Here is a 12585-nt window from a genome sequence, read left to right as displayed (position 1 = left end):
CCATGCCTGCAGTCGGTCTGGGTGACGCTAGCGCTATCAGGCCGCGGCGAACAGGTCGTTGCTGATCTGCAGTTGCGCGGCGTTCAGGGCCTTGACCCGGTGCTCATCGCCATAGGCCAGGCCATGGGCGCGGACGATTTCCAGGTCGGTGATGCCGATGAAACCGAGGAACACCTTGAGGAACTCTTCATGGCCGACCGCCGTTGGCTGGCCAGCGTGCAGGCCGCCTGCGGTCGATACCAGGATCACTTTTTTGTCGCCGCACAGGCCTTCGGGGCCGGCTTCGGTATAGCGGAAAGTCTTGCCGGCAACTGCGACGCGGTCGATCCAGGCCTTGAGCTGGGTCGGCACGGTGAAGTTGTACATCGGTGCGGCCAGTACCACGGCGTCGGCGTCGAGGAACTCCTGCAGGGTTTCGGCGCTGAGCTTGGCTTCATGCTGTTGCGCGGCATCGCGCAGTTCTTCCGGGGTGCCCGCAGCGACCAGGGTCGCGGCCGAAAAGTGGCTGATGGCGTCGCCTGCCAGGTCACGGTAAGTCACTTGCAGCGACGGGTCGGCGGCTTTCCAGGCTTCAACCACGCTGCGGCTCAGTTGGCGGGAGGCGGAATTGTCGCCCAGGATGCTCGAATCGATATGCAACAGTTTCATGGGACTCTCCTGAATGAAGACCGCGAGTGGGCGATCACGATGGAGAGAATCCTACCCGGGTGACGAATAGCTGATAAGTCAGCAAAAATGCGTTAGTTTGTCCTACTGGCAGGACAATGGTGACGCGCATGCAAGACCTCAACGACCTTTTCTACTTTGCCCGAGTGGTCGAAGCCGGCGGTTTCGCCGCCGCTGGCCGCTTGCTCGGCATCCCTAAATCACGCCTGTCGCGGCGTATCGCCGAGCTGGAAGAACGTCTGGGCACGCGCCTGCTGCAACGCACCACCCGGCAATTGAAGCTGACGGCCGTGGGCGAGCGGTACCTGCGCCACTGCCAGGCGATGCTGCTGGAGGCGGAAATGGCTGACGAAGCGGTCGCCAGCATGACCAGCGAACCACGCGGGCGCTTGCGGGTGTCGTGCCCGGTGGGCCTGGCCCATGAATTTCTGCCCGATGTGATCAGCCGCTTCCTGCAGCAATACCCGCAGGTGCAACTGGACATGATCCTGCTCAACCGCCGGGTCGACCTGATTACCGAAGGCGTCGATGTTGCCCTGCGCGTGCGTGACCTGGGTGATGAAGACCCAGCCCTGGTCACCCGCCGCCTGCGTCAGGCGCAGATGTTCCTGGTGGCCTCGCCGCAATTCGCCGCCGCGCAAGCGCTCGATCATCCGCAAGACCTGGCCAGCCTGCCGGTGCTCGGCGCGGTGGATGCCGACCGCCTGGTCCACCTGCGCCTGCTCGATGCCCAGGGCCATAAGCATGAACTGGCGCTGGAGGCGCGCCTGGCCATCGACGACTTTGTGGTGCGCAAGGCCGCCGCCGTTGCAGGCCTGGGCTTTACCGCGCTGCCGATCATGCACTGCGAAGCGGAACTTGCCCGTGGCGAGTTGGTGCGCGTGCTGCCAGACTGGTCGTTGCCTGGCGGTTATCTGCAGGCGGTCTACCCCCATCGGCGTGGGCTATTGCCGGCGGTACGGGTATGGATCGATCATCTGGTGGCAGAATTCGCCCAATGCGGGGAGCGTTATGTCTGAAGGGAAAATCACCGAAACCCAGGTCGCGGCCTTCTGCCTGAGCCTGCCGGGTGCGCGGGAAGACTACAAATGGGGCGGCGTGCGGGTGTTCTCGGTGGCCGGCAATAAGATGTTCGCGGTGCTTGACCTGGCCGGTGCCGGGCTTTCGTTCAAGGTCGATAACGAGCTGTTTCTGGGCTATGCCGACCGCCCCGGCGTGCGCCCGGCGCCCTACCTGGCGCGGGCCCACTGGATCAGCATGGCGCCGCCCTACCCCATGGGCCGGGCTGAACTGACCGAGCTGCTGCAGCGCTCGCACCAACTGGTGGTGCGGCGTCTGCCCAAGCGCCTGCAGCCGGGGCTGCTTATCTGAGCACGGGCGCCAACGCCGCCCCCAGCCAGCGGCCACCCAGCAGCAGGTGGTCGACCCAGAACAGCTGGTGCACAGCGACAATGGCCCAAAAACTCAGCTGGAACGACAGCTTGCGGGTCTTGTGCCGAAAGCGTTGCTGGGCCAGCAAGGCGCCCGGCCAGCCGCCACACAGCTCACTGGCGTGCAAAACCTTCTCCGGCGTGCGCCAGGCCTGATTGCGGGCCTGCTGCTTGTCGCGCCAATACAGCACAAAGCTCACCAGGCTGGCCAGCGGGTAGGCCAACGCCGGCACCCACGACTGGCCGCTGAGCAGCATCTGCAGGGCCCCACCCACGGGCAGCAGGCACAGGGCGACAAAAACCAGCAGCTTGCCGCGCGGGTTTTGGATCGCGCCGCTGGCAGAGGCTGCGCGGCGCTGTTGGCTCTGGCTACGGCTCATCTCAACCGTGCGCCGTGGTCCAGTCGACCCAACCGAACAGCCAGGTGCCGAGAATGATCAGGCCGAACCCGATGCGGTACCAGGCGAAGGCCGCGTAGCTGTGGTTGGCGATGAACTTGAGCAGGCCGCGCACGGCGATCATGGCGAAAATGAACGACACCACGAAGCCGATGGCAAATACCGGGAAGTCGTCGGGCTGGAACAGCTCGCGGTATTTGTAGCCCGAGTACACGGCGGCACCGACCATGGTCGGCATGGCCAGGAAGAACGAAAATTCGGTGGCCGCCTTGCGCGACAGGCCGAACAGCAAGCCGCCGATGATGGTCGAGCCGGAACGCGAAGTGCCCGGGATCATCGCCAGGCACTGGGCGCAACCAATCTTCAGGGCGTCGGTCCAGCGCATGTCATCGACCTGGTCAACGCGGATCACATGCTGGCGGCGCTCGGCCCAGAGCATGATCACGCCACCGACCACCAGGGCGGCGGCCACGGTGATGGGGTTGAACAGGTATTCATGGATCAGGTCGGCGAACAGCACGCCGAGCACCACGGCCGGCATGAAGGCGATCAGCAGGTTGACGGTGAAGCGTTGTGCTTCGCGCTGACGCGGCAGCCCCACTACCACGTCGAAGATCTTGCGACGAAATTCCCAGACCACCGCCAGGATCGCGCCCAGCTGGATGATGATGTTGAAGGCCATGGCCCGCTCACCACCGAAGTTGATCAGATCGGCGACGACGATCTGGTGGCCGGTACTGGAGATCGGCAAGAACTCCGTCAAGCCTTCGACAATACCTAGAATGACAGCCTGCAGGCCGGTCCAAAGATCCATGCTTCCCCCGTGAGGCAATGCCTGCGGCATGCCCCTTTATAGTCTTTTAGTTGCCAATGGCTGTTCAGCGCCTGGCCGTTTTACAGCGACAGTTGGTCGCAAAGCCAGCAGAAAAGTTCACGCGGCCTTCAGGTTTATCCCGTCGAGGCCGAAATCCTATCAGACCTCTCGGATAAACGCTGCTGGGACGACGCAACAGACCTCAACGAATCAAGCACTTAGTCCTTGGTCGAGTAGGTGGCGGGAGGCAAAGCATGCTTGGATGTGGGCAACAATAAAAAAGAACTCGAGGTAAGCATTCCATGAAGACTCTTCGCAGTATGTCGATCAGCCGGCGCTTGTGGCTGATCCTGGTAGTGGCAGTGGTGATGCTGGTAACCCTCGGTTTGCTGATGCTGCGCCAGATTCATGGTGACCTGTACCAGGCCAAGGCGGAAAAAACCCGCCATGTGGTAGAAACCGCCGCCGGCGTGCTGGCGTATTACCAGGGGCTGGAAGCAGCCGGCACATTGAGCCGCGACGCGGCCCAGCAACAGGCCCTGAGCGCCGTGCGCGGCCTGCGTTACGACCAGAATGACTATTTCTGGATCAACGACCTGGGGCCGAAGATGATCATGCATCCGACCAACCCCAAGCTCGACGGCCAGGACCTGTCGGCGATTCGCGACCCGGACGGCTTTGCCCTGTTCAACGAAATGGCCGCCCTGGCCAAGGCCAAGGGTGCCGGCAGCATCGATTACCGCTGGCCGAAGCCGGGTGCCAGCGAGCCGGTGAAAAAAACCTCCTACGTTCAGCTGTTCAAGCCGTGGGGCTGGGTGATCGGCTCGGGCGTCTACATCGACGACATGCAGGCCGAGTTCATCCGCCAGTTGCGCGATGCCTCGATTCTCGGCCTGGGCATCGCCCTGGTGATGACCCTGCTGGTGGTGCTGATCGCCCGCAGCATTGCCCGGCCGCTGCAGGAAGCGGTCGACGCGATGGCCACCATCGCCAGTGGCGAAAGTGACCTGACCCGGCGCCTGGATACCCATGGCAGCGATGAAGTCACTCAGTTGGGCAGCCACTTCAACAGCTTCACCGGCAAATTGCAGGGCGTGGTCAGCCAGTTGCAGGGCGCGGTGCATGCCTTGGGGCAATCGGCCACCGATGTTGGCAACAACGCCGGCCAGGCCCAGCAACGCAGCGAGCAGCAGTCGCAGCAAATGGAACAGGTGGCCACGGCGATCAACGAAGTCACCTATGCGGTGCAGGATGTGGCCAAGAATGCCGAACAGGCTTCCAGCGAGATGCGCGATGCCCAGTTGCGCGCCGAACAAGGCCAGCAGAGTATCCATGGCAGCCTGCAACGTATCGACCAGCTGTCGGCGACCATCGATGAAGCCGTGCAGGTCATTCGCGCCCTGGCCGGCCAAAGCACACGCATTGGCAGCGTGCTTGAGGTGATTCGCTCGATTGCCGAGCAGACCAACCTGCTGGCCCTCAACGCGGCCATCGAAGCGGCCCGCGCCGGCGAACAAGGTCGAGGGTTTGCCGTGGTGGCCGACGAAGTGCGCCTGCTGGCCCAGCGCACCCAGCAGTCCACCGCCGAAATCCAGAGCATGATCGAACACCTGCAGGGCCAGTCCGAAGCGGCCGTCAAGGCCATCGACGCCAGCAGCGAGGCCTCGCGCCAGACCGTCGAGCAGGCCAGCGAAGCCGGGTTGAGCCTGGATGCCATCAGCCAGGCACTGCACAACCTGACCGCGCTCAATGCCTCGATTGCCAGCGCCACCTTGCAGCAGTCCCATGTGGTCGAAGAGATCAACCGCAACGTCACCGAAACGGCGGACCTGTCGCAGCAAACCGCCCTGGCGGCGCAGCACTCCAGCGACTCGGGCAAAGCGCTTACACGGTTGAGCACGCAGCTTGAGCAACTGCTGCGGCAATTCCGGGTTTAACGCAAATCATGTAAAACTTCTGCCAATAGACTGCCTGACGAAATTGCCCCTAAGGTAAAGCCTCCCCCATGGAAGGAGGCTACACCCATGCACAAGTACCCCTTGGCACGCCCGCGTCATAGCCGCTGACCGGCGTCACCGAGGCGAACAGCGACAGCGCAGGCAGCTCGCTGGTGGTCGTGGATTCGATGGTATCGGTTTGCAAGTCATTCATGGCAGACAGCCTCGGTAGCAGGGGGGAACAGCGTTTCGGCCCTGCGTGCATACCGCCATGAAAAAGGGCCGACCTGGTTAAAGTCGCCCCTTATTCAATACCTCGTTATCGAGGCCAACAACTGACAAAAATGCTAGGTGGCAGTCCAAACCTCATGCCTGTGCGTCCCTCGCGTATGCTAGAAGTAGCGCCAACAGGTACAATCGCGCCTTTGCGCACACTACCAAGGAACGCCGATGTCCGGCCTCGAACTGTTCGCCGCCGTGCTCGGCGTTATCGCCGTCTGGCTCACTGCCAAGCAGAACCCCTGGTGCTGGCCGATTGGCCTGGTGATGGTGCTGCTCTACACCTGGGTCTTCTATGACGTGAAGCTGTATTCGGACATGCTTCTGCAACTGGTCTATGCCGTGCTGCAACTCTATGGCTGGTGGCAATGGACGCGTCCGGACAGCGTGCGCGAGGCGCGCCAGGTCAGCCTGTTGCCGGCGCATTCGGTTGCTTTTGGCCTGGGTATCGGCTTGCTCGGCAGCCTGGGCCTGGGTGCGGCCATGGCCACCTGGACCGACGCCGCCCACCCATGGCTGGACGCCGCCCTGACCGGTTTCAGCCTGGTCGCGCAACTGTGGATGGCGCAAAAGCGTCTGCAGTGCTGGCCGCTGTGGATCGTCCTTGATGTGATTTTCGTTGGCCTGTTCCTGTACAAGGCCATGTACCTGACTGCCGCGCTCTACGCGCTGTTCACCCTGATCGCGGTGCAGGGCTGGCGCGATTGGCGGCGTGACCCGGCGTTGGCCTACGCATGAAGGTCTTGGTACTCACGGGCCCTGAATCCAGCGGCAAAAGCTGGCTCAGCCATGAAATCCAGGCGCACTTCGGTGGCGAGCTGGTGGGCGAGTTCGTACGTCACTTCATTGAAGAACAGGCACGCGATACCTGCTATGCCGACATCCCGACCATCGCCCGCGGGCAGTTGGCCTGGGAAGACGCGGCCCGCGCCCGGCAGCCGCATCTGCTGATTCTCGATACCCATCTGTTGAGCAACATGCTCTGGAGCCGCACGTTGTTTGGCGATTGCCCGGCGTGGCTTGAAGCGGCCTTGTTGGCGCGCCATTATGACGTGCACTTACTGCTCAGCCCCGAGTCAATCGCCTGGCACGACGACGGGCAACGCTGCCAGCCGCAACTGGCCGAACGCCAGGCGTTTTTCCAGGCTACCGCTGACTGGTTGGCGCTGCACCAGCTGCCATATCAGGTGGTGCAAGGCGACTGGGAGCAGCGCCGGTGCGCGGCATTTGCAGCGGTAGAGCGCTTGCTCAAGGCCTGAATGGCCGCCCTCTGCCGCCAAATGTCCATTCCTGAAACACTGGTCACTGCGCAAACCCGCGATCTAAAGCGGCCCCAGTGCGCGTACGCAACAGTGTTAAACACCTGAAACAGCCACCGTCCGGGCCCCTTGATGAGCGCAGGCGCGCGCTGGATCCATGTTTGTACGCCATCTGCGTCTCAATGGCGTTACACGAAATTTTCACAATTGCGCTCAGTAAACTCAAACCGTTGTTTTTCCGCGACAAATAGAAACCGGCACACCTTCTGCTCTCTTCCTCGCACCGCTAAGTACGGCCTGCGCACTCGAAGAAGGAATTGCCATCGTGGGAAAGATTGATAAGGGTATTTATCGCCTCCTGCTGGTCGGATGTGCATTGGGGTCAAGCTTGAGCTGGCCTGTCCAGGCCGAGAACGGGATCATCGTGATTACCCGCGATGTGCAACCGCGCAACGCCATGCGTCCCCCCCTGGCTCCCGACCCCTACCCGACCACCGTCAATACCAACCCGTCGGCACACGTTCTCAAGCAAACCAACGAGTTGAGCGATGGCGACTTTGCCTCGATCAGCAGCGGTGCCGGCATCAATGTCCTGGTCACGCAACAGACCAATAACCTGGGCGGCAACATCAACAACCAGACCCAACTGCCCAACCTGGCCGGCGGACGTTCCGGCAACGCCGGCAACGGCATCTCCAACATGGTCAATTCAAATGTGCAAAAAGGCCTGGCGCCCCTGCAGATCCTGACCGGAGGCCAATGAGATGAAGCACTCGCTGCTGATTCTGGCCATGTTTTGCAGTGCCCCGGCCTTCGCCCAGCCCCCAGTGATCAACAACGCCACCATCGACAGTTCCGGCACGCATTACCAAGGCAACCTCACAGTCAACCAGGCTGCCGGCGATCAACAGCAACAGGCCAACGCCCGGGCCTTCGCCATTGGCCATGGCGCCAGCGCAAACACCCAGATACGTCAACGCCTGCGCAGCCCTGGCGACCCCGCGATCGCAGCCCAAGCCAACATCCAGGGCAATGCCTTCAGCCAGGGCAGCGGCGCACTGGGGGTCAACCAGAGCGCCGGTGCCAGTACCCAGCAAGCCAACGCACTGCGTATCAGCATCAGTGCGCAGCCACAAAGTATCGACGACAGCGTCCTCATGCAGCAGAACGTGGCGCTGCTCAACAACTCCGATCCAGCTGACGCTGCACCCGGCTATCGCCAGGTCACCACCAGTGACCAGGCCTTCACCGGTAGCCGTGGGGTGATTCAGTTGAATCAGAGTGCAGGGGTGGGAAACCGAACGGCCAACACCCTGAGCATACGGGTCGCGGACTGACCCAAATAGTTAGGAACAACACTTAACCTAAAATAAAGTACGGAGAATCACCATGAAACCCTCGATGGCACTCAAGCCTCTGGTGTTCGCAATTGCTGCGGTCATGGCTGTTGCTGTACAAGCTGGGCAGAATGATCGGCGTGGCAATGACCATCATCACAATGGTCACCACAACAACGGTCACCACACCCCTCCTCCAACCAAGATCCCTGTCTATGCGACTGCCAATGCCAATGATAGCCAGCGCAGCACCGGCAACCGCATCCACAACGAAGGGACCGAGAACTCAGCCGAGATGACCGATTCCGCCGAAGGCTCGAGCGGCAACGTCGGTGTCAACGTGGCGGCCGGTAACGGCAACCAACAAGACAACGCCGCGGCCATCGCCAACGCTCAATCCGAATCGAGCGTTGACAACACCTTCGTCTTCGGTACTGCCGAAGCTACCGCCCGCGTCACGCAATACAGCAACAACAACAAGGTCAACAACTGGTCGACGCAAAACTCTGCGGTCATGAGCGGATCTGCCAGTGGTGCCAACGGCAACGTCGGTATCAACATTGCGGGTGGCGACCTTAACCAACAGAAAAACACCATGGCCATTGCCAATACCAATGCGCCACTCGGTAACGCAAGAGCCACCGCCTCTGCCAATCAAAACGGTCCTGGCCTGACTGTCAACAACTACGCCGATCGGGAAACCCGTCTGGATACGCTGACCTTTACCAAAACCATCAGCGGTTCGTCTTCTCGCGAAGGCACCTTCGACGCCAGTGTTGATAAGAGCGCTTCGTCGAGCTCCAGTGCCAGCGGTTCGCGCAGCTCTGAGGCCAGCGGTTCGAAGAGCTGGAGTGCCAGCGGTTCCAACAGCATGACTGCCAGCGGTTCCAACAGCTCGAGTGCCAGCGGCTCCAACAGCTCGAGTGCCAGCGGTTCGGGCAGCTCGAGTGCCAGTGGTTCCCACAGCTCGAATGCCAGTGGTTCCAACAGCCGCGATACCAGCGCAACCAGCAGTGCTTCTCTGGACGTCGCACTGAACGCCGCCGCCGAGGCTGCCCGGTCCGTTACCACGGATGATGGCCGTCGCGAACGCACCCGCAGCCAAGAAGCCAGTGCATCGCTTGATGTAACGCTTAATGCATCGTTCGATGCATCGCGCGAAACTTCGTTCGACTCTTCGTTCGACAGATCGCGCGACTCGTCGTGGGATAAATCGCGTGACTATGCGTACGACAAATCGCGTGATTCTTCCTACGATAGATCCCGTGATTCTTCTTACGATAAGTCCCGTGACTCTTCTTACGATAAGTCCCGTGAATCTTCGTACGATAAATCGTCGTCCTCCTCGTTCGAGAAAGCCTACGAAAAAGCTTCTGAGTCTTCGAGCTCCATCTCGAAAAGCTACAGCGAAGCCGACTCGTTTGAGCTGAGCAACAGTGTTTCCTTCCAAGTGCTGACTCCAATTGGCTGGGCAAACCCTGTGACCAACACTGCAACCCTGAACGGTTCGGTTAATGGTGGCAGTGGCAACCTGGGCGTCAACGTAGCTGCTGGTGTGGGCAACCAACAAAGCAACTCGCTGGCCATCTCCAACACCTCGATGTAATTGCCGTGGCCTGGAGGCCCCCTTCGGGGGGCCTTTTTTCACTACCAGCAGGGGGGTGTCGAACATGCGCATTATCGTCTTGGCGTTTTTTCTTTGCCTGGCCAGTCTGAGTGAAGCTGCACAAATGCCACTTTCCGTGTTGCCGGGTGGTGCGGTGATATTCAAGTCCATCCAAAGCGTACGCGAGCGCAAATTCGCCGACCTTGTGCAACAGAAAACCGACTTCAGTTGCGGCGCCGCTGCCCTGGCGACCATATTGCGCCAGGCCTATTGGCTGGACGTGAATGAAGAACAGATTATCGAAGGCATGCTGGCCCACGCCGATCAGGACCTGGTCCGTGTCCAGGGCTTCTCCATGCTCGACATGAAGCGTTATGTCGAAAGCCTGGGCATGCGTGCCCGCGGTTACCGGGTAGCCGTCGAGACCTTGCACACCATCCGCATTCCGGTGGTGGTGCTGATGGACATCCGTGGCTACAAGCATTTTGTGGTCATGCAAAAAGTTCACAACGGCTGGGTATACATCGGTGATCCGGTGCTTGGCCATAAGCGCTTCAAAGTCGACGACTTTGTCAAAGGCTGGAACGGCATCATCTTTGCCATCATCGGCCAGGGTTACGACAAGACCAATGCCCTGCTCGACCCGCCGCTACCGCTTACCGCCAAGAACCGCATCAACACCTTCACTCCGGTGCAAGACGCCGAGCTGATGGATTTCGGATTCATCCCAAGCGACTTCTTCTAATGACAAGGGAGCACGAAGCTCCGGGAGCATCCAATGAAGACTTCAATCTGGCTCGCCGTGCTTTGCCTGGCCACCAGCCTGCCAACCCAGGCGCAGACGCTCAAACCCATTGAACTGAAGGATCAGGAACTGGCAAACCTGCGAGGCCGCTTTGTCATGCCGGGGCGGATCATCAGCTTTGGCATTGTCATGAGCAGCACCTGGCAAAATGCCAATGGTGAAGTCATCGGCGCAACGTCCTCGATGCACATTCAACAGTCGACCATCACGCCACAATTCTATGTGTCAATGATCGACGAAAAAGGCACGGGCTCGGCGCGTTCGCAAAACACCGGGACCGGCACCGTCACCGGTGGCAGCGGCCTCAGCAGCACCGAAGGCGTGACGCAGATCGTGCGTGCTGCCGGTGACAACAACAGCGCCTACAACAACGTTGATATCAACGTCACCAGGGCCAACCAGGCGCCAGCAACCGCAACCCAACCACAAGGCCAGGCACTGGCCGCAGGCTCGACGCTGGTCGGCGCCAACGGCGCAGGCTCGCTGAGCATTTCGTCCACCGGCAGCGGTGTGCAACTGAACATCGTCGCCAGCAACAACCAGGGCAGCACCGTGCAGCGCCTGGCTCAGGGCGGGCTGATGCAGAACACCACCTTGCTCGGCGCTGGCAACCAGGTCAGCAACCTCACCTCTCTGAATGTCGTGCTACGTGACAACGTGCCGACCGCCGGGGCGCTGAACGGCAACCTCGACCAGCTCAAAGGCCTTCGCACGCTCGGATTCTGATCTACGCTCAGTCTCACCATCCGAATGCAGAAGGGACGGCTAACCCATGCACCGATCGATGACGTTCAGGGCTATCGTCTGTTTGAGTAGCCTGGCTCCAGCCACATTGCTCTACGCAGCCGCCGACCCCCAGGTCGAAGCACTAAAACAAGAACTCATGGAGTTGAAACAGCGTTACGAGGCACAGCAGCAAGCGCTGATGGTCCTCGAACAACGCGTTCGCCAGGTTGAAGAAGCACCTGCCACACCTGCCCCCAAACGCCTGACCAGGTCCCCTGCCGAGACGGTCAAGGGTGGCCAGACCGTGGCATCCGGTGCGCCGGGTACCACCGGCAGCTCCTACGGCCAGTCGCTCAAAGACGATTCGGAGCCTGCACAAAGCGTTTCCAACCTGTATGACGAAGCCAGCGGCTTTTTCGGTGGCGGCAAGTTCAGCGTCGAAACCGGCCTGACCTACACCCACTACGATACTCGGGCATTGGTCCTCAACGGTTTTCTGGCACTGGACTCGATTTTCCTCGGCAACATCAACCTCGACCGCATCAAAGCGGACAACTGGACCCTGGACCTGACGGCCCGCTACAACCTGGATCAGCGTTGGCAGTTCGACATCAACGTCCCCGTGGTCTACCGCGAATCCACCTACTCCTCTGGCGGCGCAGGTGGCGCCGGCCCGGTTTCATCCGAAGCGACCGTCAGACGCGATCCCACCATTGGCGATGTCAACTTCGGCGTTGCCTACAAGTTTCTGGATGAATCGGAAAACCTGCCCGACGCAGTCGTCACCCTGCGGGTCAAGGCCCCCACCGGCAAGGAGCCTTATGGCATCAAGCTGGTCAACGACCCCACCAACGACAACTTGTCGGTGCCCGAAAGCCTCCCCACCGGCAATGGTGTCTGGGCGATCACACCAGGTATTTCGCTGGTCAAGACCTTCGACCCTGCCGTGCTCTTCGGCAGCCTGTCCTACACCTACAACATGCAAGACTCGTTCAGCGATATCAGCCCGACGATCAACACCAAAGTCCCGGGTGACGTGAAGCTTGGCGACTCCTGGCAGATCGGTGCCGGTATTGCCTTTGCCTTGAACGAGAAAATGAGTATGTCGTTTTCGTTCTCCGACCAGTTTGCCAGCAAAAGCAAGATCAAACCCGATGGCGGCGACTGGCAGTCGGTTCCCAGCAGCGACTACAACGCGGCAAACTTCAACATCGGCATGACCCTTGCCGCTACCGACAACCTGACCATCGTCCCCAACCTGTCCATTGGACTGACCGACGACGCGCCAGACTTCTCCTTCAGTCTGAAGTTTCCGTACTACTTCTAAT

General features: G+C 60.6%; 15 protein-coding genes and 1 pseudogene. 12 read left to right on the top strand and 4 right to left on the bottom strand.

Annotated features, from left to right (window positions below):
* Window positions 1–36: 36 nt before the first annotated feature.
* A complete protein-coding gene (locus BV82_RS13090; protein ID WP_010222058.1) occupies window positions 37–648 on the bottom strand; it encodes an FMN-dependent NADH-azoreductase in 612 nt (203 codons plus the stop codon).
* Between the two features lie 128 nt (window positions 649–776).
* On the opposite strand from BV82_RS13090, the gene BV82_RS13085 reads away from it, so the two are divergent.
* Together BV82_RS13085 and BV82_RS13080 are read left to right on the top strand one after the other, a co-directional pair.
* Window positions 777–1685 carry a LysR substrate-binding domain-containing protein gene (locus tag BV82_RS13085; protein WP_036995812.1) on the top strand — a complete coding sequence of 303 codons (909 nt, stop codon included), beginning with the start codon at window positions 777–779 and terminating at the stop codon, window positions 1683–1685.
* Window positions 1678–2037, top strand: coding sequence for an MmcQ/YjbR family DNA-binding protein (locus BV82_RS13080; RefSeq protein ID WP_010222055.1), 360 nt, complete (start codon window positions 1678–1680; stop codon window positions 2035–2037). The genes BV82_RS13085 and BV82_RS13080 overlap by 8 nt, the downstream gene beginning before the upstream one ends.
* Here the strand turns inward: BV82_RS13080 and BV82_RS13075 are convergent.
* Both BV82_RS13075 and BV82_RS13070 read right to left on the bottom strand, forming a co-directional pair.
* The gene (locus BV82_RS13075) at window positions 2030–2476 is read right to left on the bottom strand and encodes a DUF1294 domain-containing protein (RefSeq protein ID WP_036995814.1); all 447 of its coding nucleotides are present in this window, start codon (window positions 2474–2476) and stop codon (window positions 2030–2032) included. The two genes, BV82_RS13080 and BV82_RS13075, sit on opposite strands and share 8 nt — an antisense overlap.
* 1 nt (window position 2477) lies before the next feature.
* The gene (locus BV82_RS13070; protein ID WP_036995815.1) at window positions 2478–3308 is read right to left on the bottom strand and encodes an undecaprenyl-diphosphate phosphatase; all 831 of its coding nucleotides are present in this window, start codon (window positions 3306–3308) and stop codon (window positions 2478–2480) included.
* 302 nt (window positions 3309–3610) lie between these two features.
* Here BV82_RS13070 and BV82_RS26725 point away from each other — a divergent pair.
* Both BV82_RS26725 and BV82_RS26720 read left to right on the top strand, forming a co-directional pair.
* Window positions 3611–4387, top strand: a pseudogene (locus BV82_RS26725) (cache domain-containing protein); the annotation flags it as partial.
* Between the two features lie 123 nt (window positions 4388–4510).
* The gene (locus BV82_RS26720) at window positions 4511–5245 is read left to right on the top strand and encodes a methyl-accepting chemotaxis protein (protein WP_374045277.1); all 735 of its coding nucleotides are present in this window, start codon (window positions 4511–4513) and stop codon (window positions 5243–5245) included.
* A 79-nt stretch (window positions 5246–5324) separates the two neighbouring features.
* Here BV82_RS26720 and BV82_RS26525 read toward each other — a convergent pair whose 3' ends face one another.
* Window positions 5325–5459, bottom strand: coding sequence for a hypothetical protein (locus BV82_RS26525; protein ID WP_258694540.1), 135 nt, complete (start codon window positions 5457–5459; stop codon window positions 5325–5327).
* A gap of 236 nt (window positions 5460–5695) precedes the next feature.
* Here BV82_RS26525 and pnuC point away from each other — a divergent pair, with 236 nt between their 5' ends.
* From pnuC to BV82_RS13025, 8 genes are all read left to right on the top strand, one after another.
* Window positions 5696–6262 (top strand): nicotinamide riboside transporter PnuC, encoded by a 567-nt coding sequence (gene pnuC, locus BV82_RS13060; protein WP_036995817.1) that lies wholly within the window; start codon window positions 5696–5698, stop codon window positions 6260–6262.
* Window positions 6259–6783 carry an AAA family ATPase gene (locus tag BV82_RS13055; RefSeq protein WP_036995818.1) on the top strand — a complete coding sequence of 175 codons (525 nt, stop codon included), beginning with the start codon at window positions 6259–6261 and terminating at the stop codon, window positions 6781–6783. The genes pnuC and BV82_RS13055 overlap by 4 nt, the downstream gene beginning before the upstream one ends.
* A gap of 325 nt (window positions 6784–7108) precedes the next feature.
* Window positions 7109–7546, top strand: a complete 438-nt coding sequence (locus tag BV82_RS13050; RefSeq protein WP_010222048.1) for a hypothetical protein — start codon at window positions 7109–7111, stop codon at window positions 7544–7546.
* 1 nt (window position 7547) lies between these two features.
* Window positions 7548–8120, top strand: coding sequence for a hypothetical protein (locus BV82_RS13045; RefSeq protein WP_010222047.1), 573 nt, complete (start codon window positions 7548–7550; stop codon window positions 8118–8120).
* A 52-nt stretch (window positions 8121–8172) separates the two neighbouring features.
* Window positions 8173–9726, top strand: a complete 1554-nt coding sequence (locus BV82_RS13040; RefSeq protein WP_036995819.1) for a hypothetical protein — start codon at window positions 8173–8175, stop codon at window positions 9724–9726.
* 64 nt (window positions 9727–9790) lie between these two features.
* The gene (locus BV82_RS13035; RefSeq protein ID WP_036995820.1) at window positions 9791–10471 is read left to right on the top strand and encodes a C39 family peptidase; all 681 of its coding nucleotides are present in this window, start codon (window positions 9791–9793) and stop codon (window positions 10469–10471) included.
* Between the two features lie 33 nt (window positions 10472–10504).
* Window positions 10505–11257, top strand: a complete 753-nt coding sequence (locus BV82_RS13030) for a hypothetical protein (RefSeq protein ID WP_010222044.1) — start codon at window positions 10505–10507, stop codon at window positions 11255–11257.
* Between the two features lie 46 nt (window positions 11258–11303).
* The gene (locus BV82_RS13025; RefSeq protein WP_010222043.1) at window positions 11304–12584 is read left to right on the top strand and encodes a transporter; all 1281 of its coding nucleotides are present in this window, start codon (window positions 11304–11306) and stop codon (window positions 12582–12584) included.
* Window position 12585 lies beyond the last annotated feature (1 nt).

Origin of the sequence: Pseudomonas donghuensis, assembly GCF_000696345.2 — a bacterium.
In the GTDB taxonomy this organism is placed as follows: domain Bacteria; phylum Pseudomonadota; class Gammaproteobacteria; order Pseudomonadales; family Pseudomonadaceae; genus Aquipseudomonas; species Aquipseudomonas donghuensis.
The sequence above is the reverse complement of the archived record's forward strand: the minus strand, read 5'-3'. Positions and strand labels throughout refer to the sequence as shown.

Bases quoted from the DNA above. Each gene is read 5' to 3' on its own strand.
- BV82_RS26720 (WP_374045277.1), top strand. From the start codon at position 4,511: ATGGAACAGGTGGCCACGGCGATCAACGAAGTCACCTATGCGGTGCAG.
- BV82_RS26525 (WP_258694540.1), bottom strand. From the start codon at position 5,459: ATGAATGACTTGCAAACCGATACCATCGAATCCACGACCACCAGCGAG.
- BV82_RS13090 (WP_010222058.1), bottom strand. From the start codon at position 648: ATGAAACTGTTGCATATCGATTCGAGCATCCTGGGCGACAATTCCGCC.
- BV82_RS13085 (WP_036995812.1), top strand. From the start codon at position 777: ATGCAAGACCTCAACGACCTTTTCTACTTTGCCCGAGTGGTCGAAGCC.
- pnuC (WP_036995817.1), top strand. From the start codon at position 5,696: ATGTCCGGCCTCGAACTGTTCGCCGCCGTGCTCGGCGTTATCGCCGTC.
- BV82_RS13035 (WP_036995820.1), top strand. From the start codon at position 9,791: ATGCGCATTATCGTCTTGGCGTTTTTTCTTTGCCTGGCCAGTCTGAGT.
- BV82_RS13040 (WP_036995819.1), top strand. From the start codon at position 8,173: ATGAAACCCTCGATGGCACTCAAGCCTCTGGTGTTCGCAATTGCTGCG.
- BV82_RS13055 (WP_036995818.1), top strand. From the start codon at position 6,259: ATGAAGGTCTTGGTACTCACGGGCCCTGAATCCAGCGGCAAAAGCTGG.
- BV82_RS13045 (WP_010222047.1), top strand. From the start codon at position 7,548: ATGAAGCACTCGCTGCTGATTCTGGCCATGTTTTGCAGTGCCCCGGCC.
- BV82_RS13070 (WP_036995815.1), bottom strand. From the start codon at position 3,308: ATGGATCTTTGGACCGGCCTGCAGGCTGTCATTCTAGGTATTGTCGAA.
- BV82_RS13030 (WP_010222044.1), top strand. From the start codon at position 10,505: ATGAAGACTTCAATCTGGCTCGCCGTGCTTTGCCTGGCCACCAGCCTG.
- BV82_RS13025 (WP_010222043.1), top strand. From the start codon at position 11,304: ATGCACCGATCGATGACGTTCAGGGCTATCGTCTGTTTGAGTAGCCTG.
- BV82_RS13080 (WP_010222055.1), top strand. From the start codon at position 1,678: ATGTCTGAAGGGAAAATCACCGAAACCCAGGTCGCGGCCTTCTGCCTG.
- BV82_RS13075 (WP_036995814.1), bottom strand. From the start codon at position 2,476: ATGAGCCGTAGCCAGAGCCAACAGCGCCGCGCAGCCTCTGCCAGCGGC.